An 18,449-nucleotide genomic window follows, 5' to 3' on the forward strand; every position below is an offset into this window, starting at 1 on the left:
CTCCTGCTACTGCTAGAATCGTTGTTCTCTTATATACGGCGCACCGAGCGATTCCGGCGAGCCCGACGGTTTGTTGCGATTGCGCCATCCCAAGTACATAAGTACAAGAATCGTTACGATATACGGAATCATTTTCAAGAAATAGGAAGGTATTTCACTGCCAATAAGCTGAATGCGGAAGCCGAGCATATCGAGCGCACCGAAGAAATAGGCGCAGAACAATGCCCGAACCGGATTCCATCGTGCAAAAATAATAAGCGCAACCGCAATCCATCCGCGTCCGGAGGTCATCCCTTCCGTCCAGGTTGGCGAGTACACGAGCAGCAGATCGGCACCCGCAAAGCCAATAAGTGCAGATCCAGCGACGATATAAGCATATCTAAGCAGTTGTACGCGAATGCCCATTACGTCAGCTGTTGCCGGATTGTCACCGATCGCTCGCAGATGCAATCCTGCTGATGTCTTATGAATGTAGAGATGAAGGACAATAACAAGGACGAAGCTGAACCAAGTCAGCACATCGAGATGCGCGAACACGGGACCAATGAACGGAATGGACTCGAGCCACGGCATATCGAGCTTCGGCACAGCGCCATTCACAGGCTGACCGCTGATCGGCTTGCCCAGGTATGCGCTAAGCCCCGCACCGAACAACGTCATTGCAAGTCCGCTCACGATCTGATTCGTTCGAAGCGAGACGCTAAGAAATGCATGCACGAATCCAAGCGCCATACTGACGCCGCAGACTGCAAGCAGCGTAAGCGTCAAGCTGCCCGTATGCAAATAAGTCAAGCAAGCTGTTACAGCCCCCATTAGCATGAGACCTTCAGCTCCAAGCTGGATAATACCCGAGCGTTCAATCAATATGCCTCCGAGTGTCGCGAACAGGAGCGGCGTACCGGAAGAGATAGCCGCCAGCACCATTTGTATAACAATATCCATGTCTGATCCGCTCCTCTAGTAACTGTTCTTGCGAATTCGGAACTTGCTGATCGTACCGCCGGCAATTAAGAAAAATAAGATGGCTCCCTGGAGCATTTCCGATATGGAAGACGGCAGTCCTATCGTCTGAACGCTGTAGCCGCCGACAATTAACCCGCCGAACAGAAATGACGAAATAATGAGTCCAACCGGATGCAGCTTGGCTAACCAAGCAACGATAATCGCTGTATATCCGTAACCAGGCGATATGCCGTACATTAGTCTATGCGAGACACCTGACACTTCTGCCATACCCGCTAGACCGGCAAGCCCCCCGCTAATAAGCATAACGAGCAGTATATGTCTGCTGATTCGAATGCCCGCATTGCGCGCGGCCTCTGGGTTGGCGCCGATCAGACGAAGCTCGTAGCCCCATCTCGTGTACTTAATGAACAGGAAGTATAGAATGACAGCGATTATACCGAACACAAGACCAAGGTGAAGTCTCGTATCGCCGAGTACAGGCAGCGACTGCGCCTCTGTGAATATCGGCGTACCCGGGAAGTTCATTCCTTCCGGATCTTTCCACGGACCGAAGACGAAATAGTCCATCGCGAGAAGCGCCACATAGTTTAACATCAAGGAGCTGACCAGCTCGTTAACTTGGAAATACGTTCGCGGAATTGCGGTCAGCAGTCCCCATATTCCGCCAGCGACGATACTTAAAACAATCATCGCAGGAATGATCAGAATGCCCGGCAGGTTCGGCATATAGATCGTTACTGCTGTAGCCGCCATCGCTCCTGCGGCGAATTGGCCTTCTGCGCCGATATTCCATACCGATATGCGATAAGCGATCGCAACGCCGAGACCGCAAAGCAATAGCGGTATAGATTTGACGAGCGTCTCCGTGATGCCGTATTCGGTGCCGAAAGCGCCCGTGAACATTTTGCGGTACACAGGAATGGGGTTCATGCCGTTCGCTGCTATGAAGATGCCGCAGGCGATTAACGCAAGCAGAACAGAAGCGAACGGGATCCACCAGGCGTTGCCTTTCTTCGAAGGATCGATCTCGATCCGATAGGCGAACAGGTTCACGCCCTTCGGTGCTCTGGATTTACCCGGTGGAGGTGTACCGACGCTCGTGCTAGTTAAGGCCGCTTTGTCGCTCATACTGCCGCCTCCTCTTTCTGGGCGTCCACTACCCGCAGTCCGGCCATATACATGCCAATCGTTTCGCGATTCGCTTCCGAGCGAGGAAGCTCGCCAACGATCTGTCCGTTGTAAATGACTAATATCCGGTCGGACAGCTGCATAACCTCATCCAGATCCTCCGATATTAGCAGCACGCTTTTGCCTTCCCCACGCATATCGGTCAGCAGCCGATGAACGCCTTCCGTCGCGCCGACGTCCAGTCCCTGTGTAGGATGCACAGCTACCATCAACAGCGGCTGCTGGTGAACCTCCCTGGCAAGCAGCAGCTTCTGTTGATTGCCTCCCGAGAGCTGCTGGACCGGTGTGTCCAGGTTCGGCGTCTTCACGTCGAATTGCTCCACTAGACTTTGCGACCATTCGCGATTGTGACCGGTGCGCAAGAAGCCAAAGCGCGAACGTTCCTCCGATCGATATGACTTGAATAATAGATTATCAACAACGCCGAGACTCCCGGCTAACCCGCTCTTCATCCGGTTCTCCGGCACATGAGCGATACCAGCCTCGATGGCTCCTTTGACCGATCCATTCTTTAATGCTTCTCCATTAAAATGAATCGTACCGCGCTTCCAACTGCGAAGCCCGGTCAATACCTCGGCCAGCTCCTTCTGCCCGTTGCCGGCAACGCCAGCAACGCCAACAATTTCACCTTCATTCACATGCAGCGTGAAGCCGTCAAGCGTCTTGCGCCCATGATCGGCGAATACGTCAACCTGTTGAACCGTAAGCAACGGCTTGCCTGGCTGACGCGGCGCAAGCGGGCGAGCTTCTCCGATTTCCTTGCCGACCATCAGCTTCGCGAGATCTCGTTCATTCGTCTCGCTTTTGGCCATCGAATGGATCATCTTTCCTTTACGCATAACCGAAATATGGTCGGATACCGCCATGACTTCTTTCAGCTTATGCGTAGTCAGGATAACAGTCTTGCCTTCCCGCTTCATATGCTGCAGCGTCTCGAAGAGCTGCTCCGCCTCGCCTGGCGTCAATACGGATGTAGGTTCATCCAATATAATAAGGCTGGCGCCTCTGTACAGCGTCTTCACGATCTCGACGCGCTGCTGCTCGCCGACAGACAGCTGCCAGATCGGGCGGTCAACCGGGAATGCAAGCCCGAATCGATCTGCAATGCCTTCAATTTCCTCCTGCTTATCGCGCAGCCACTTCGCCCCGCGCCAAAACGACGATTTCTCGCCCAAAATAATATTTTCCGCCGCCGTCAGCGTCTGCACGAGACGGAAGTTTTGAAACACCATACCGACGCCAAGCTTCATCGCGTCCTTCGGCGAGCGAATACGAGCTTTCTCGCCATGGATCAGGATTTCTCCGCTCGTAGGTCGATAAACGCCCGACAGCATGCACATCATCGTACTTTTGCCTGCTCCATTCTCTCCAAGCAGCGCATGAATCTCGCCGGGTTTGGCATAGAAATCGACGTTGTCATTGGCTACGACCGAGCCGAACCGCTTCACAATCTGCTGCATCTCTACCGAGTATATGGACTCCATAGGCGTTCTTCCTCTCAATAAATCTTTCCTTTGAATCGCCTCATCTTGAAAATAATACGGTTATAAATCAACAAATCCCTTAGGGAAGGGATTTGTTGATTGACTGTTATTTAAGAACATACAAGCTATCAAAGCTGCTATTTATTTCGGGATCGTGCCGTCTACGCCTTTCACAAACCAATCCATGACTAGAATTTCCTCGAGAGTCAGCGTTTTGCCTTCTTCTACCTTGACTGCGCCCGTCGGATCAACGATAGGTCCTTTGAATACGCTCATTTCGCCGCTAGTCAATTTCACTTTCGTTTCGTCAACCAGCTTCTTCACATCATCCGGAACGCTAGGCCCCATCGGGGCGAGATCGACCATGCCATCGGAGAGCGATCCGGAGAATTGCTCACTCTTCCAAGTGCCGTCGATAACCGATTGTACGACCTGCGTATAATACGGACCCCAGTTCCAAATCGGGTTGGTCAAGTACGCTTCTGGAGCGAAGCGTGTCATATCGGAGTCGTTGCCGCCTGCCATTGCGCCTCGTTCAGCAGCCGCTTGAAGCGTTGCCGGCGAATCCTGATAAGCGAGCAGCACGTCTGCGCCTTTGTCCAGCAAGCTGACTGCCGCTTGACGTTCCGTCGTTGGATCGTACCACGTGTTCGTCCATACGACGCTCACCGTAGCATCCGGATTCACGCTTTGTACGCCGAGCGTGAAAGCGTTAATGTTATAGATAACTTCTGGTATCGGGAACGCGCCTACATAGCCGATCAAGTTCTTCTTCGTTACTTTGCCTGCCGCAATACCGCTTAGGTAGCTGGCATCGTAGTTTTTGCCGAAGTAAGTGCTCATGTTGTCATTCGTCTTGTAGCCGCCGGCGTGCAAAAATTTCACATCTGGGAACTTCTTGGCAACGTTCAGCGTAGGGTCCATGTAGCCAAAGCTTGTCGTAAAGATGATGTCGTGATTCTGAGCAAGCTCTGTTATGATCCTCTCTGCATCCGCGCTCTCCGGCACGTTCTCAACCGTATCCGCTTTGATGCCTAACTTCTCCTCCATGTACTTGCGGCCTCTATCGTGTTCGAATGTCCATCCGCCATCACCTGGAGGGCCGATGTAGACGAAAGCAACTTTAGGAAGCTCTGCAGGCGTATCTGTCGCAGTTCCGTCCGAAGCTTTATCGGTCGGTGCGTTCGTCGCGCCATTGTTACCGCCTTCTGCCGGATCGTTTTTGTTATTGCTGGAACAACCGGATAATACGAGTACGAGCGTTAAGATGAGGGCCAAGCTTACGGACAATACTCTGTTGCGTTGCTTCATTGCGTTCCACCCCGACTCTCTATTTTTCATCTCTCAACTTTGTTCGAGATGTAACTTCAATATATATTCACGTCATGATGACGTCAATATATATGACATTATATTGGTCGGGTGTCTAAAAACAACGTTGTCCATTGTGCGTCATGCACTAAATGAATTGTGTTGCGTTATATTACCTTACATAAAAGAGGTGTCTCACGGTCGGACGGACCTATTGAACGCAAACGCAAGCTCTAAATCTATTGGATTGTCCACATCTAGCAACACTCCATTCGACCGTGCAGATACAGCTTCTCCGCGATAGCGAGCGTCTGCAAACAATTTACGCGCCCCCGTGTCACCTTCCAGCTTAGTTACAGCCGCAAACATCGACTTCGACAAAATTGCAGGCGGCATCAACGCATAGGTCCCATTCTCTTCATTCCATGATGAGCTTGCAACGTAATCCAAGTTAGACTGCTTGCTATAACGATCCATAAGCCGCTCTAAATGAGTCTTATCAACAAATGGCTGATCAGCCAGCATAACAAGGATTGCATCCGGCAACGCATGCTCCCCATTAGGTTGAATCCATGGCAGCGCCTCTAATCCCGTTCGCAATGAATAAGCCATTCCGTCATCCGCTCTTTCGCTAATTACAATCCGAACGGAAGGAGAGTCTTGAGACGGCTGGCCCAAGACTCTCTCATCAAACTCCTTAGACAACCAATTTAGAGGATCGCTTGGATGTACAACAACGACGACTTCCTCAACGCTGCATTGAAGCAGCGCATGAAGAGCCATGCTGCCGAGCGTCATCCCCGGCATCAGCTCCAATTCCTGCTTGCGCCGTCCCATTCGTTTGCTCCGGCCAGCCGCCAAATAAATAGCCGATATGACCATCAGCTCTCGCCCCTCTCCGCGCGCGTTCGGTTCGGCCTGCCCGCACAGCGATTAACTCCGCAACAACGCTCACCGCAATCTCATAAGGTCCGTCGGCACCGATCGATAAGCCGATAGGAGCTCTAACGTTCGACGGCATCAAGAAGGTTTCGAACAGCATGCGTATTCGCTTCTTCGATCCCATGACACCGATATAGGCTAACCCAAGCGGAAGAGCGATCCCTAACAGCTCTTTATCCTGCTGCAGCTGATGACTGCAAATAATCAAATAATCATTGCGGCTCATCGCCAGCTCAGCCACTATCTCCGCTGGAGTGCCAATGACAATCAGCGCCTCCGGGAAACGTTCATTCGTGCATATACCGGCTCTCCAGTCTGCTATAACAAGCTGAAAGCCGACATTTCTAGCTATTGAATAAATAGCCTCAGCATCCTTGCCTGCACCGAACAATACGAGCCTTGGCCGCGGTCTGATGGTAAAGAATAATCGATCAGGCACATTATCAATCTCTGTGAAGCGGATAGGCTCGGCGGTATCATTCACACGCTCTCGAATACGGTACGTGATATCCGAATGAACCAACCGCCGCTCCAAGGTTACGCTTCGTCCGCCGCCAACAATGGCAGCAGCTTCTATTAGCAGCTCACGCAGCAGGCCCGTTACCGGCTCCAGCAGTACCCTTATCTCGCCTCCGCAGCCGAGCGCTTCTCCCCATATCGCATCCTCTTCAGGGTTCATATTATATTGCGCAATCTCGAATTGACCTTCGCCCGACAACCATACMCGTTCTGTGCGTTCGAGCAAATCATGCTCTAGACACCCCGGGCTTATGGTGCCAATCTGCTCACCGTCAAGCTTGAACAGCATACATGCGCCTGGCTTACGATAGGAATGTCCATTCACATCGATAATCGTAGCGAGCACGGACGGTTCTTCGCTATCCACAATCGATTGCAATAGCCGATGCACATCCATATGCCGTTCCTCCTATTCTAGCGGACCATTTGTCCGTATCTTCATGGATAGACGATTATAATCTAGCGATAAGACGGCGAAGCGATTGATCCGCTTCCTTCAGTACGACCGTTTTGTCAATCGTCCTCACAAGCTTCTGTTCCATCACCACTTGACCGTCAATAATGACCGTATCGACATCGCCTCTAGTCGCCGCATAGACAACGCGGGAATACCAATCCGCATCGAATGATGGATAGACGTGGAAGTCCTCTAGATCAAGCAGCTGTATATCGGCAAGCTTGCCGACCTCAATGCTGCCGATCTTCTCCTCCATACCAAGCACTCGCGCTCCGCCGATCGTTGCGAGCCGCAACACTTGTCTCGCATTCATGACCGTCGGACCATGTTTCACCTTTTGAATATAAGCAGTCAGCCGCATTTCCTGAAACATATCAAGGTTGTTGTTGCACGGCGCTCCGTCTGCGCCAAGACCTACAGCAATTCCTTGCTCAAGGAGCAGCGGAACTTCGGCAATACCTGATGACAGCTTCAAGTTCGAGCCCGGGCAATGCGTCACTTTGACGCCGCGATCGCGAATAATGCGTTTCTCTTCTTCATCCAGCCATATACTATGAGCGAGAATCAGATTAGGACGCGCCAGACCGATATGGTCAAGATAGACGACATTGCGCATGCCGCGTTCTGCCTCCACCATCTCGATCTCCCCTAAATTTTCCGATGCATGAGTATGAACCATAACACCGTATTGAGCAGACAAGTCACGAACACCCACAAGCAGCTCTTCCGTGCACGAGACGACAAAACGCGGACAGAACGCATACTGTATTCGCCCATTCGCAGCGCCGTGCCACTTTTCGAGCAGATCGACGCTATCCTGCAGCGACTTGGCAGTATTCTCTTGCAGCGGCAGCGGCACTTCCGAGCCATGATCCATCATTACCTTGCCGGATACCGCTCGTATACCGCTTTCCATAATAGCTTGGAACGCAGATTCCGTATAATGAACCGTCTCCATATCTAGAATCGTCGTCGTTCCGCTTCGAATGAGTTCGCCGATGCCTAACATGGCTGAGTAGTATACAGAATCCTCGCTATGCGCCGCTTCAAGCGGCCATATTTTCTCCTTCAACCAATCAATTAAAGCAAGATCATCCGCACGTCCGCGGAACAACGTTTGGCATAGATGGATGTGCGTCTGAATAAACCCCGGCAGCAGCACTTTACCGCCCGCATCGATTATTCGGTCTGCATGCGGGGCGTCGATGACGCCGCCTACTTGCTTTATTACATTTCCTTCTATTAAAAGATCGCCTTCTACAATGTCATGCTGTTCGTTCATTGTCATAATAACGGCATTGCGAATCCATATTGTAGCCACGGCTATCTCTCCTTTATTGCTTTCCGACACGCAGCGTCTCTTTGACTTGAACGCTGCCGCTCGTTGCGAAAGGCTGGTTATGAAGCATACGGCGAAAAATAAACGCAATTTTCAGACGCATAAAATCATTCATCTTCTTCAAATCAACTTCCAGCAGCTCGCTTATCTTCTCAATACGGTATGTCGCAGTGTTGCGATGAATGAACAGCTTTTTGGCCGTCTCATTTAATTGTCCGTCGTTTTCCAAGTAGGCTTCAAGCGTGCGCAGCATCTCGGAGGCGTATTCCGGTTCTTTGTTCAACAACGAACCCAACCAGCGCTTGCAGAACGTCTCCATTCGTTCTTTGGTCACATGCTCGAAGATAAGCGCGAGATCCATTGTCTCGTAGCTCAAGATTCGGCTGCCGCCGCCCCATTCCGCTGATAGGCGATTCGTCTCTTTGCATTCCTCGAACGCTTCGGCAAGCTGGTTAGCACGTTTCTTCGCACTGCTAATAGAGGCTCTGATCTCATAGCCGCCTTTCGTTTTCACCGAAGCAAAAAATGGAGCAAGCGCCGAAGCGATTGCTTCATCGCCATTGTCCGCGTCGGCAGGAAACACCGACAGCAGTCCTTCTTCCATTACGATATGAGTGCCCTTTAATTGTTGAATACTCGAATTACACAGATATTCCGACTTCAGCAGCTCCAGCTTCTCCGTCCGCAGCTCCTTATGGATCAGCCCACTGAAATCCGTTAGCACACAGCGATACCACGGGCGGAACAGATCGATCTCGAAGCGCTCCGCATACTCTTCTATTGTCTCGACAGGAAGGCCGTTCAATAGAAACCGTTTGATAAGCAGTCCGAAATCCTTCTGCACCGATAGTTCGAAATAATCCTCATAGCTAAAATTCATATGATAGGCAATCAGCTCAGCGGCTTGATAATATAAACCTTCCTCAATTGGCGTTACAAGCAGCTCCGATTGGAAGAACAACACGCAACCGGAATCAGGCGTATGCTTGATGAGCGGAATGCGAAGCGCCTCGACCTGCTTGCAGGAGATCCATCCCTCTGCTCGTTGCCCCTGCATCCCGCATGCGATCTCTTCGGCAGACAATATAGTGCCGTTATAAACAATCTGTCCGCGCGATCCAACCACGGCAAGCGGAATTTCCACTACTTCGGCAATCGAGTCGAACATTTGTTGAATCGGATTCGGCTTCAACGCGAATCGCATCAATTGGATTTGTTTATTAACGACATCGGTCAGTACACCGGTGCTTCGCTTCATCTCTGCCCGGAACAATCCATTCATTTGGTMTGAGAAGGTGAACGGGTATGGCAGCTCGATAATCGGAAATCCAAGCTCGTTCGCTTGGTCGATCAACTGCTGCGGCACCTCCGTCCAGAATCTCCCCAGCTTAATGCCAAGCGCCGCCGATCCGCGTTCATGCAGCGTTCGCAGCAATTGACAAGCGTCCTCCGGATGATCCTTGATGAGATACGCAGTAGTCAGCAGCATCTCGCCTTCCTTAATCCAATCCGTAATATCGGGCGCATCCATCACATTGACGGATGTAATAATTTTATCCTTCCCTTTGATACCGGCAATCAGTTTCCCTTCCGATAACGGATACACCGATAAAGCTTGCTCGACGGTCATATGCAATCGACACACCCCGCTCTCGAATGATTGCTGCTCCCTATCACCTGTTCAAGCATCCCATCTTTCAAGCAAAACGTAAGCATTTATGTTAGTTTATCTAACATAATATATTAGGATTTGGCTTATGGCAATACATTTCATTAGGAATCAGGTCATATCGAGACAAAGCGACGGATTTACCTCACGCATATATTACACCAAATGAGGATCGATTTTGAAGCCGACGATGGATCAGCCGTAGAAATAGAAAAGGACTTCGACCGAAGTCGAAGCCCTTTCTATTACGCGCGTTATTGAGCAATCGAGCTGAACATAGGCAGCAGCTCCTCGAAGATGAGTCGCCTCGACAGATCGGCATCATTCCGCTTCGTGACCGTTTTGCGTATGACGATAATGAGCTCTTGTTCGGGTGCGACGAGCAAATATTGTCCGCCGTGTCCAAAAGCAAAGTAACAATCCGTGTTTCCGTTATGGCTTGCCGGAGTGCGCCACCAATGATAACCGTATTCTCCGTAAATCGGCGGCTCGTAATGCAGCAGACCGCGATGATGCATCTTAGTGGAGAGATCAATCCACTCGGATGACAGCAGCCTCTCTCCTTCCCAGACGCCTCCTAGCTTATACAACAGACCGAACTTCGCCAAATCCATGCCAAATAAGCTTAGTCCGGTGCCGCCTTCATTGATTCCATCCCTCTCGGTCCATCTCGCCTTGCGGAACCCAAGCGGTTGGAATAGCTTCCTGCTTGCATAATCCAACGCAGGCACGCCAACAGCCTTCGTTAATATGGCTGATAACAGATGCGATGCCCCCGAATTGTAAGTATAGGCTTGTCCAGGCGGCGAAATGATCGCTTTCTCCAGCACAAACCCGATCGGATCACTGGCTGCCCGCAAAGCCCGGTACGGCTTATCGAAGTCCGGCCACTGAAATCCCGGCGTCATCGACAGCAGATGCTTAATCCGTATTGCCGCCTCGCTTGAAGCCGCCAATCGCGCCGCAGCTGGATGGTCCAAATAATCTGCGATTGGATCGTCAACACTGCCAATCTGACCTTCATCAATGGCCATGCCAATCAAACATGACAATACGCTCTTGGTACATGAATAGAGACTGCCCATTGTATCCGTTCCGTGCTCATACCATTCCGCTGCTGCCTCGCCGTTATGAAGAACGATGACCGTATTCATTTTCCAAGCGCGAAGCTGATCGTCCAACGACTCAAGCCTGCTATGTAATTTCATGCTCATGCTGCTTCAGACTCTCCTCTACGAAACGCTGCTTTGCTGCTCTGCGGCCGATTGTCGATTAGGCAATACCGTCGAGACAAGCAATATAACAACCGAAATTAGTGCTACCCAAATAAAGATCGTATGCAGGCTGCTTTCAAGAAGATGGGCATCGATGCTATTCGTACTGCCGGTATTAAGAAGCATGCCGAATACGGTAATGCCAATCGTCTGACCTAGCGTACGTATGAAATTATTGCTGGCAACCGCCGAGCCGCGCAGCTCCCACCCGACGGCAGAAGATACGGTAACGGTCAACGAAGTCAGCGACAAACCGAATGACAAGCCTGACAACAGCGTGTAAACGATGAACCAAAAGAACGGCGTCTCCGCGTTCATCAACGCCAGGCCAATCCCGCTTATAAGCAACAAGATAGCACCTGTAACCGTAATGAGGCGGACACCTAGCTTTGCAATCCAATTGCCTGCCAATATAGCACCTAGCGGCCAAGCAATAGAAAGCGGAATCATAACTAATCCCGAATAAGTTGCCGGCTTGTTATATACCCCTTGAATCCATAACGGCAAATAAAAAATAATAACGACGTTTACAACGCAAATTAGAAAGCCAGCCAAGTTCGCAACGCTAATAATGCGGCTTCTGAACAATTCGAAGGGAATAATCGGCTCTGGCGACCTTCTTGATGCCGCAACRAATAAAGCCAGGAACACAACCGAAGCTGCGAACAGCATGCCGATAGCAAGCGTGGAAATGCCGTTTGCATCTTGATCGCGCAGCAGCGTCATCCCATATAGGAAGGCGAACATGCCAATCGTGAATAATACAATGCCTATGTAATCGATATGGCGTCTCTTCTTTACGAATGATTCGCGAAGCGCTGCAGAAAGCAAATAAATCGCTGCGATACCAAACGGCAAGTTCATGTAGAAGATCGCTCTCCAAGAGACGTAATCAACGAGCAATCCGCCAAGCAAAGGTCCCGATATGCCTGCTATTCCCCATACGCTGGACATCCAGCCCTGTACCTTGGCCCGCATCTCATACGGGTACAGATCGCCTATAATCGTATAGGGTATCGTCGTTAACGCCCCGGCGCCAAGTCCTTGCAGCGCGCGAAACCAAATGAGCTGGTTCATCGATTGCGCCACGCCCGACAGCATGGAGCCGGCTAGAAAAATAAGCGCTCCAATTATAAAAATCTTTTTGCGTCCATATAGATCGGATAGCTTGCCGTATACCGGAGTTGTAATAACCGTTGCCAGCAAATAAATAGAAATAATCCAGCTATACTGCCTAATCCCTTCAAGCTCGCTTGTAATGCTTGGCATTGCGGTACTGACAATCGTTCCTTCAATTGCGGCAAGGAAAGTAGCGACGAACAAAGCGATCGTCACTTGCTTTCGATTTTGTTGTGCTTGCATGCTTCACCCTTTCCTTCTACCAGTCGTCTCTCTATACTATAATCTATTCTGTTCTTTACCGTGCGTAAATATGAATGGTCATTACGAAGTTTGCAGAAGGTTCTCTCTCCAGAAGCGCAGACATTCCGCTTTCGTTGCCTTTACCAAATAATCGCCCCGTTCCGCTTCGCAAGCCGCCCAGAAGCCTGTATCGCGGAATAAGCGGCACATCAGCAGCTCCGCTGCCTTGCATGCTGCAAGCTCATCAGCGAGCAGCTTGATGCATATCGTAAATACGAGCGTCTCGTATCGCCGTAAATATTCAACCTTTTGCTCAAAACCAAGCATCCTAACAGCCGCCTTTCGACCTATTGCCAAAATCTTCTGCAACTATTGTAGCTCAGTCTTGAAAGGAATTAGTTACGAAAAGGTTAAAGTTGAATCCTGCCTCTATTGCCAACGTATAATAGGTATCCATTCATGAGTCATTATGATAAGCTAACGGTTAGATGAATAATTCGGATGTAATTATTTGGAACAAATATATGAACGATAGGATGCGTTTATAATGGGTGCCTATGACTTATTATTATCAATTATTGAACAGGTTGGCTATGCGGCCTTATTTCTTGTATTATGTCTTGGACTAATCGGACTGCCTATTCCGAACGAGGCGGTTGTTATGACCGGCGGCGCATTAGCAGCTTCCGGAGTCCTTTCTCCGATTCCAGCCTTTATTATGACTTGCCTTGGCATATGCTCCGCGATGAGCTTCGGTTATAGTATCGGAAGGTTCGCCGGCAGCCGGTTGTCCAACTGGTTCAGCAGCAAAAAAAATATTAATCGCTTCGTTACGCGAGCGGAAGAGCTGAGCGGCAAGTACGGCGGTTATGCAATCAGTCTAAGCCTCTGTCTGCCATTCCTAAGACATGTGACGCCTTACGTAATGGGTATTAACAAAATGCCGTTCAAACGTTTCATCTTGTTCGCTTATCCTTCGGCGTTTGTCTGGACGCTCATTTATTTCATTATCGGCACTTTAGTCGGCGAGCAAGTCCAAAATATCGCCAATGCGATTTATCAATATGGTATATGGATTGTTATTGCGCTTGCGGCAGCCGCAGCTGTCTACCTTGGATTCCGGATTACGAAGCAGCGCAGAATGAGCAAAGAGAACGTCGAACGTACGATGTGAGCATGAACATCGTGGTACACAGGAGAAGCATCGCAAATAAGCGATGCTTTTTTTAATTGTTGCCTATTACGAAGCAAAGAGAAGGATTAGGGAGATTTAGTCTAATGTAAGCGCTTATTTGATGATCGCGATCAAAGATTCCTACTCATGCGATCAAGTATAATAACGATTAGTGCACATCGGCCCCGACTTTTCTGAAAGTGGAAAGTCCTATCATTTTCCTAGGAGGTATATTTGTTTTGCTTTTCAACCTTAGACAAACCTGGTTTTCCAATACCCGCAACGATATTTTATCCGGTATTACAGTCGCTCTCGCACTTATTCCAGAGTCGATCGCCTTCTCTCTTATGGTTGGCGTCGATCCGATGGTCGGTATTTACGCATCGTTCTGCATTGCCGTTATTACGGCTTTCGCAGGCGGCCGTCCCGGCATGATCTCAGCAGCGACTGGCGCAATGGCGCTTATTATGGTTAGCCTTGTTGATAAGCATGGCATCGAGTATATGTTCGCCGCAACCATATTAGCAGGTGTGCTGCAGTTCATCATGGGTGCGCTTAAGCTTGGCCGCTTCATTCAGTTCGTTCCGCATTCCGTCATGCTCGGATTCGTGAACGCATTAGGCATTCTTATATTTACGACGCAGCTCGTTCACTTTGTAGGCGCAAGCTGGATCATGTACGCGCTCGTCGGCTTGACGCTGCTCATCATTTATATTTTACCGAAGTATACGAAAGCCATTCCGTCGCCGCTTGCGGCGATCATTATCGTATCGTTGATCGCGATTGCGATAGGCGCAGATCTGAAGACCGTTGGCGATATGGGCAAAATCGAGAGCGTCATGCCGTTCTTTCATTTGCCTGACGTCCTACTCTCCTTCGATACGTTAGCCATCCTATTCCCATATTCGTTCTCGTTAGCCATTGTCGGCATTCTTGAGTCATTATTAACGGCTTCGGTTATCGATGAGATCACGGATACGACCAGTAATAAAAACCGTGAAGTAAGAGGACAAGGGATTGCGAATATCGTCACAGGTTTCTTCGGGGGCATGGCAGGCTGCGCATTAATCGGGCAATCGGTCGTCAACATGAAATCCGGCGGTCGGACAAGGCTGTCAACGCTTGTTGCCGGGGCATTCCTGCTGTTCCTCATTCTCGCGCTTAGTGATATGGTTCGCGCGATCCCAATGGCAGCCCTTGTCGGCGTCATGATCATGGTAGCGATCAGCACTTTCGATTGGAAGTCGGTGCTTCATCTTCATCGTGCACCGCGAACGGATGCGTTCACTATGATCGTGACCGTCATTATCGTATTAGTGACACATGATCTGTCCAAAGGCGTTATGGCCGGCGTTGTGCTTAGCGCCCTGTTCTTCGCCTGGAAGATCGCTAAGATTAAAGCATCAGTCAAATTGGATGGAGCGAACGTTAAGACATACACGCTCCGCGGTCAGTTGTTTTTCGGTACGACGACCAGCTTCGTCAACCTATTCGATTACATGAATGACCCGCAAGCGATTGTGCTGGACTTCAGCGGCTCGCATGTTTGGGACCAATCAGCCGTAACCGCGATGACGAAGGTGAAAGCAAAGTATGAGCTGCTGGGAAAGCAAGTATCGTTTATCGGACTTAACGAAGAAAGCCAAACGATCATTCATAGGACGGGCTTAACCTCATCAAGTGATCATTAAATAAAAAAAGCGTGCACTCTGATATCAAGATTTCAGAGTGCACGCGTTTTTTATTATCATTATTTTTCCAGCTTCGCCTTTGCCGTATCGACTAGCAGGTCGAACAGCTCATCGTCTTCCTCAAGCTGATCCTCCAAGGCCAGAAGCTCTTCTTCCTTGCCCGATTCATGAAGGAAGAACAACCCGTAGCCCCAATCTCTAGTACCGCGCTTGCTCGCAAGAGTGATCTCGTATTGATTGCTATGCCCTTCTGCTTCAAACTGTACTTTGCCGACATACCCATCTTCCTTCGAGTACGTCATCTCCGCGTTCAAAATCGTAATTTGCATGTTCAAATGTCTTCCTCTCGGCATTGTAACTGTCATTATTGCGGTGTTAGTTGATTTAATTGATTGAGCAGTTCATTGATCTTATTAATCGTATCAGGAATTCCTGTCGCTTCGAACGCTGCCCGGCCTTGCTCGATATTCGTCAGCGCCTTATCGATGCTCAGATTCAATTGCGCATTATATTCGGTAATCGACTGATGCAGATCCTTCGCATAATCCGGAACGGTCAATGCCCCGTATTCCTTGATCTGCTGCTTGAGCGCCAGCAATTGCTCCTTCAGATCGGTTCTTGCATTCAAATCGTTCACTGCTTGTTCTGCCATTGTCTGYATGTTTTGTCCGAAGTTCGTAATCGACTGCAAATAGGTCGTTGTTTCTGCGGCGAAATTGACGGTTTGGGTTGCTTCCTCGATAATGCCGCATCCAGCGGCAAATACCATAGCTGCGACTACAATCAGCATTAAGCTCCTTCTCATCATCAGTAAACCTCTCCTTATAACCATGCTTAAGTAGAATAGCATAGCCTCTAATCAGCTTGCAACCGTATAGGAGATTCATGATGAACGCCTATCCAGCCCCTTGCATACATTACAATACGATTCCGGCACAGCTCGGTTTCGTGTATCCCATGAGAGGGTGGTTTGGATGGTTATTCAATTAACGGCGCTGCACTGGGTATATCTAGGCTTCATAGTCGCCATTATTGGATTCATGCTAATGAGACGCGATACGACGTTAATCTGTATCGCGGGCATACTCGGCATCGGTTTGCTTGCAACCACATCGGCAAGCGGCTCGGTAAGCGGTATTTTCGATAGCTTTATTTTTGCCATCAAAGAATTAATAGGCACGATACTCATCATATCTATCATCGTTGCCATGAGCCGCGTGCTTATACGCACCGGAATAAATGAGATCATGATCTCGCCATTCACTTGGTTCATGAAAACGCCGGCGCTTGCTTTCTGGGGAATCGGCATCATCATGATGGTGACGTCATGGTTTTTCTGGCCGTCACCAGCCGTCGCGTTGGTTGGGGCAGTGCTTCTGCCAGTCGCCATTCGCGTCGGATTGCCGGCTCTCGGCGCTGCCGTAGCTATGAACCTGTTCGGGCATGGTATTGCCTTGTCAGGCGACTATATTATTCAAGGCGCGCCTAAGCTGACAGCTGACGCTGCAGGATTGCCAGTCAGCGAAGTGATGCAGGCGAGCATACCGCTTGTTATCGTAATGGGCGTCGTGACGACCGTTGCAGCCTATTGGATGATGCGTCGCGATCAGCGGCTCGGCAAGTGGAATGACGGGCTTGTCGCCGCGACACCGGAGGAGATCAAGGCAGACAGCAAGGACCAGGCCGAAGGGGCTGCCAGTCTGTCGCTGCGTACGAAGCAAGTGCTCGCTGTCCTTATTCCCGTTTTGTTCGCGATTGATGTCATAACGATGTTCCTGTTAGATCTCCAAGGCGGTGAAGCTACTGCGCTGATCGGCGGCACCTCCATCCTGATCATGCTGCTGATCACGATGCTGTCGCATCGTGGCAAAGGGCTTGAGAAGACGACCAGCTATTTAATAGAAGGTTTCTTGTTCGGCTTCAAGGTATTCGGCCCTGTCATTCCGATTGCCGCATTCTTCTATCTTGGCGATTCGGGCTTCCTGTCCTTGTTCGGCGAGAAGCTGCCTGACGGCTCTCTAGGCATCGTCAATGACCTTGGCCTTGCTCTCGCGCACGTCATGCCCGTTAATGGCGCAGTGGGATCTGTAACGTTGACTGTCGTTGGCGCGATTACCGGACTCGACGGCTCAGGCTTCTCCGGCATTTCGCTTGCCGGCTCTATCGCCCAGCTGTTCGGCCACGCGATCGGATCAGGTCTAGCGACTCTGACCGCGCTTGGGCAAGTCGCCGCCATCTGGGTCGGCGGCGGTACGATCATTCCTTGGGCGCTCATTCCGGCAGCGGCCATCTGCGGCGTAAGCCCCTTCGAGCTCGCTCGCCGCAACTTAAAGCCGGTACTGCTCGGACTTACCGTTACGACGATTGTTGCGATGTTCTTGATTTAAGTCGTTTCTTCTTCCTAACGTATAGTAAAGCTATCGTCCCTATAGTGAGCAGCAGCAGTATGAGCGGGATCATATAGCTGCTGCTTCCTTCGTTATTAAGCCCATTCTGAGGTACTGGCGGTATAGAGCCTTTGCCCAGCGCAGCTAAGTCATCACCTGCATCACTGTACAGCGCTGTTCGACTGCATAAGCTTACCTCCAATGATTTGCCCGTATCGCGGGCATATACGACGTACCGCTGCCCGCTCTTGAATTCGAATCCGCAGCTATCGCTGCCGTTAGCGGATACGACCGCAATATTGGATGTTACAAGTCCTTTCCATACCTCGTTGACATGAAAATTTGTTTTGACAGCATCTGCAGACGATTGGAACAACGGCAAGCCGGATTGCTTAACCGACACAGCTGTTCCTTCAAACACGGCATCATTACGGTCACTTGCGGCCCTTACATCACCAATTTCCGCGCATGAACAGGCATACGTCATCTGCGGAGCGGACAATAATCCGCCGGATACAAGCATTGCTGCTACCAACATCAACCAAACCCATTTTGTTCTCTTCATCTTTACTCCCCCGTTTTCTAGTGTCTCTAAACCAATTCTCTATTCCCTATATAACGTTTGAGTATGGAAAATTGTTTCAAGTGCTCCTATTTCTTAGTGGGAATTTGGCAAAAGAAAATGC

The 18,449-nt window shown here is 50.1% G+C and carries 17 protein-coding genes; 3 read left to right on the forward strand and 14 right to left on the reverse strand.

Annotation, left to right across the window (positions count from 1 at the left end):
- Positions 1 to 12: 12 nt before the first annotated feature.
- The 11 genes from AB4Z33_RS06300 to AB4Z33_RS06350 form a co-directional block, all read right to left on the reverse strand.
- On the reverse strand, positions 13 to 942 hold the full coding sequence (locus AB4Z33_RS06300; protein ID WP_442049101.1) for an ABC transporter permease: 930 nt from the start codon (positions 940 to 942) through the stop codon (positions 13 to 15).
- Positions 943 to 957: 15 nt separating this feature from the next.
- Positions 958 to 2,094, reverse strand: coding sequence for an ABC transporter permease (locus tag AB4Z33_RS06305; protein ID WP_442049102.1), 1,137 nt, complete (start codon positions 2,092 to 2,094; stop codon positions 958 to 960).
- Positions 2,091 to 3,638 carry an ABC transporter ATP-binding protein gene (locus tag AB4Z33_RS06310; RefSeq protein ID WP_442049103.1) on the reverse strand — a complete coding sequence of 516 codons (1,548 nt, stop codon included), beginning with the start codon at positions 3,636 to 3,638 and terminating at the stop codon, positions 2,091 to 2,093. Before AB4Z33_RS06310 ends, AB4Z33_RS06305 begins: the two co-directional genes overlap by 4 nt.
- A gap of 141 nt (positions 3,639 to 3,779) precedes the next feature.
- Positions 3,780 to 4,949: a BMP family ABC transporter substrate-binding protein gene (locus AB4Z33_RS06315; RefSeq protein ID WP_442049104.1), complete on the reverse strand. Its 1,170-nt coding sequence runs from the start codon at positions 4,947 to 4,949 to the stop codon at positions 3,780 to 3,782.
- Positions 4,950 to 5,144: 195 nt separating this feature from the next.
- Positions 5,145 to 5,786 (reverse strand): nucleotidyltransferase family protein, encoded by a 642-nt coding sequence (locus AB4Z33_RS06320; protein WP_442049105.1) that lies wholly within the window; start codon positions 5,784 to 5,786, stop codon positions 5,145 to 5,147.
- The gene (locus AB4Z33_RS06325) at positions 5,698 to 6,807 is read right to left on the reverse strand and encodes an XdhC family protein (RefSeq protein ID WP_442049106.1); all 1,110 of its coding nucleotides are present in this window, start codon (positions 6,805 to 6,807) and stop codon (positions 5,698 to 5,700) included. The genes AB4Z33_RS06320 and AB4Z33_RS06325 overlap by 89 nt, the downstream gene beginning before the upstream one ends.
- Before the next feature lie 55 nt (positions 6,808 to 6,862).
- Entirely contained in the window at positions 6,863 to 8,188 is a 1,326-nt protein-coding gene (locus AB4Z33_RS06330) for a 5'-deoxyadenosine deaminase (RefSeq protein ID WP_442049107.1), read from the reverse strand.
- Positions 8,189 to 8,201: 13 nt separating this feature from the next.
- Positions 8,202 to 9,836 carry a PucR family transcriptional regulator gene (locus tag AB4Z33_RS06335; protein WP_442049108.1) on the reverse strand — a complete coding sequence of 545 codons (1,635 nt, stop codon included), beginning with the start codon at positions 9,834 to 9,836 and terminating at the stop codon, positions 8,202 to 8,204.
- A 293-nt stretch (positions 9,837 to 10,129) separates the two neighbouring features.
- Positions 10,130 to 11,089, reverse strand: coding sequence for a serine hydrolase domain-containing protein (locus tag AB4Z33_RS06340; RefSeq protein ID WP_442049109.1), 960 nt, complete (start codon positions 11,087 to 11,089; stop codon positions 10,130 to 10,132).
- Between the two features lie 18 nt (positions 11,090 to 11,107).
- A complete protein-coding gene (locus AB4Z33_RS06345; protein ID WP_442049110.1) occupies positions 11,108 to 12,511 on the reverse strand; it encodes an MDR family MFS transporter in 1,404 nt (467 codons plus the stop codon).
- Between the two features lie 81 nt (positions 12,512 to 12,592).
- Positions 12,593 to 12,838, reverse strand: a complete 246-nt coding sequence (locus AB4Z33_RS06350) for a hypothetical protein (protein ID WP_442049111.1) — start codon at positions 12,836 to 12,838, stop codon at positions 12,593 to 12,595.
- A gap of 220 nt (positions 12,839 to 13,058) precedes the next feature.
- Here AB4Z33_RS06350 and AB4Z33_RS06355 point away from each other — a divergent pair, with 220 nt between their 5' ends.
- Together AB4Z33_RS06355 and AB4Z33_RS06360 are read left to right on the forward strand one after the other, a co-directional pair.
- Positions 13,059 to 13,685, forward strand: a complete 627-nt coding sequence (locus tag AB4Z33_RS06355) for a DedA family protein (protein WP_442049112.1) — start codon at positions 13,059 to 13,061, stop codon at positions 13,683 to 13,685.
- A gap of 239 nt (positions 13,686 to 13,924) precedes the next feature.
- The gene (locus AB4Z33_RS06360; protein WP_442049113.1) at positions 13,925 to 15,376 is read left to right on the forward strand and encodes a SulP family inorganic anion transporter; all 1,452 of its coding nucleotides are present in this window, start codon (positions 13,925 to 13,927) and stop codon (positions 15,374 to 15,376) included.
- A gap of 59 nt (positions 15,377 to 15,435) precedes the next feature.
- Here AB4Z33_RS06360 and AB4Z33_RS06365 read toward each other — a convergent pair whose 3' ends face one another.
- Entirely contained in the window at positions 15,436 to 15,705 is a 270-nt protein-coding gene (locus AB4Z33_RS06365; protein ID WP_442049114.1) for a hypothetical protein, read from the reverse strand.
- 35 nt (positions 15,706 to 15,740) lie between these two features.
- Positions 15,741 to 16,184, reverse strand: coding sequence for a DUF6376 family protein (locus AB4Z33_RS06370; protein WP_442049115.1), 444 nt, complete (start codon positions 16,182 to 16,184; stop codon positions 15,741 to 15,743).
- A 166-nt stretch (positions 16,185 to 16,350) separates the two neighbouring features.
- On the opposite strand from AB4Z33_RS06370, the gene AB4Z33_RS06375 reads away from it, so the two are divergent.
- Positions 16,351 to 17,763 carry a hypothetical protein gene (locus tag AB4Z33_RS06375; RefSeq protein ID WP_442049116.1) on the forward strand — a complete coding sequence of 471 codons (1,413 nt, stop codon included), beginning with the start codon at positions 16,351 to 16,353 and terminating at the stop codon, positions 17,761 to 17,763.
- On the opposite strand, the gene AB4Z33_RS06380 is transcribed toward AB4Z33_RS06375, so the two are convergent.
- Positions 17,732 to 18,328, reverse strand: a complete 597-nt coding sequence (locus AB4Z33_RS06380) for a hypothetical protein (RefSeq protein WP_442049117.1) — start codon at positions 18,326 to 18,328, stop codon at positions 17,732 to 17,734. The genes AB4Z33_RS06375 and AB4Z33_RS06380 overlap by 32 nt on opposite strands.
- Positions 18,329 to 18,449: the final 121 nt, after the last annotated feature.

The sequence above is a fragment of the Paenibacillus sp. 2TAB19 genome (assembly GCF_052115185.1).
Lineage (GTDB): Bacteria > Bacillota > Bacilli > Paenibacillales > Paenibacillaceae > Pristimantibacillus.

Excerpts from the sequence above, each read along its gene's own strand:
- AB4Z33_RS06355 (WP_442049112.1), top strand. The coding sequence starts at position 13,059 with ATGGGTGCCTATGACTTATTATTATCAATTATTGAACAGGTTGGCTAT.
- AB4Z33_RS06305 (WP_442049102.1), bottom strand. The coding sequence starts at position 2,094 with ATGAGCGACAAAGCGGCCTTAACTAGCACGAGCGTCGGTACACCTCCA.
- AB4Z33_RS06365 (WP_442049114.1), bottom strand. The coding sequence starts at position 15,705 with ATGCAAATTACGATTTTGAACGCGGAGATGACGTACTCGAAGGAAGAT.
- AB4Z33_RS06375 (WP_442049116.1), top strand. The coding sequence starts at position 16,351 with ATGGTTATTCAATTAACGGCGCTGCACTGGGTATATCTAGGCTTCATA.
- AB4Z33_RS06310 (WP_442049103.1), bottom strand. The coding sequence starts at position 3,638 with ATGGAGTCCATATACTCGGTAGAGATGCAGCAGATTGTGAAGCGGTTC.
- AB4Z33_RS06340 (WP_442049109.1), bottom strand. The coding sequence starts at position 11,089 with ATGAGCATGAAATTACATAGCAGGCTTGAGTCGTTGGACGATCAGCTT.
- AB4Z33_RS06315 (WP_442049104.1), bottom strand. The coding sequence starts at position 4,949 with ATGAAGCAACGCAACAGAGTATTGTCCGTAAGCTTGGCCCTCATCTTA.
- AB4Z33_RS06350 (WP_442049111.1), bottom strand. The coding sequence starts at position 12,838 with ATGCTTGGTTTTGAGCAAAAGGTTGAATATTTACGGCGATACGAGACG.
- AB4Z33_RS06320 (WP_442049105.1), bottom strand. The coding sequence starts at position 5,786 with ATGGGACGGCGCAAGCAGGAATTGGAGCTGATGCCGGGGATGACGCTC.
- AB4Z33_RS06300 (WP_442049101.1), bottom strand. The coding sequence starts at position 942 with ATGGATATTGTTATACAAATGGTGCTGGCGGCTATCTCTTCCGGTACG.
- AB4Z33_RS06380 (WP_442049117.1), bottom strand. The coding sequence starts at position 18,328 with ATGAAGAGAACAAAATGGGTTTGGTTGATGTTGGTAGCAGCAATGCTT.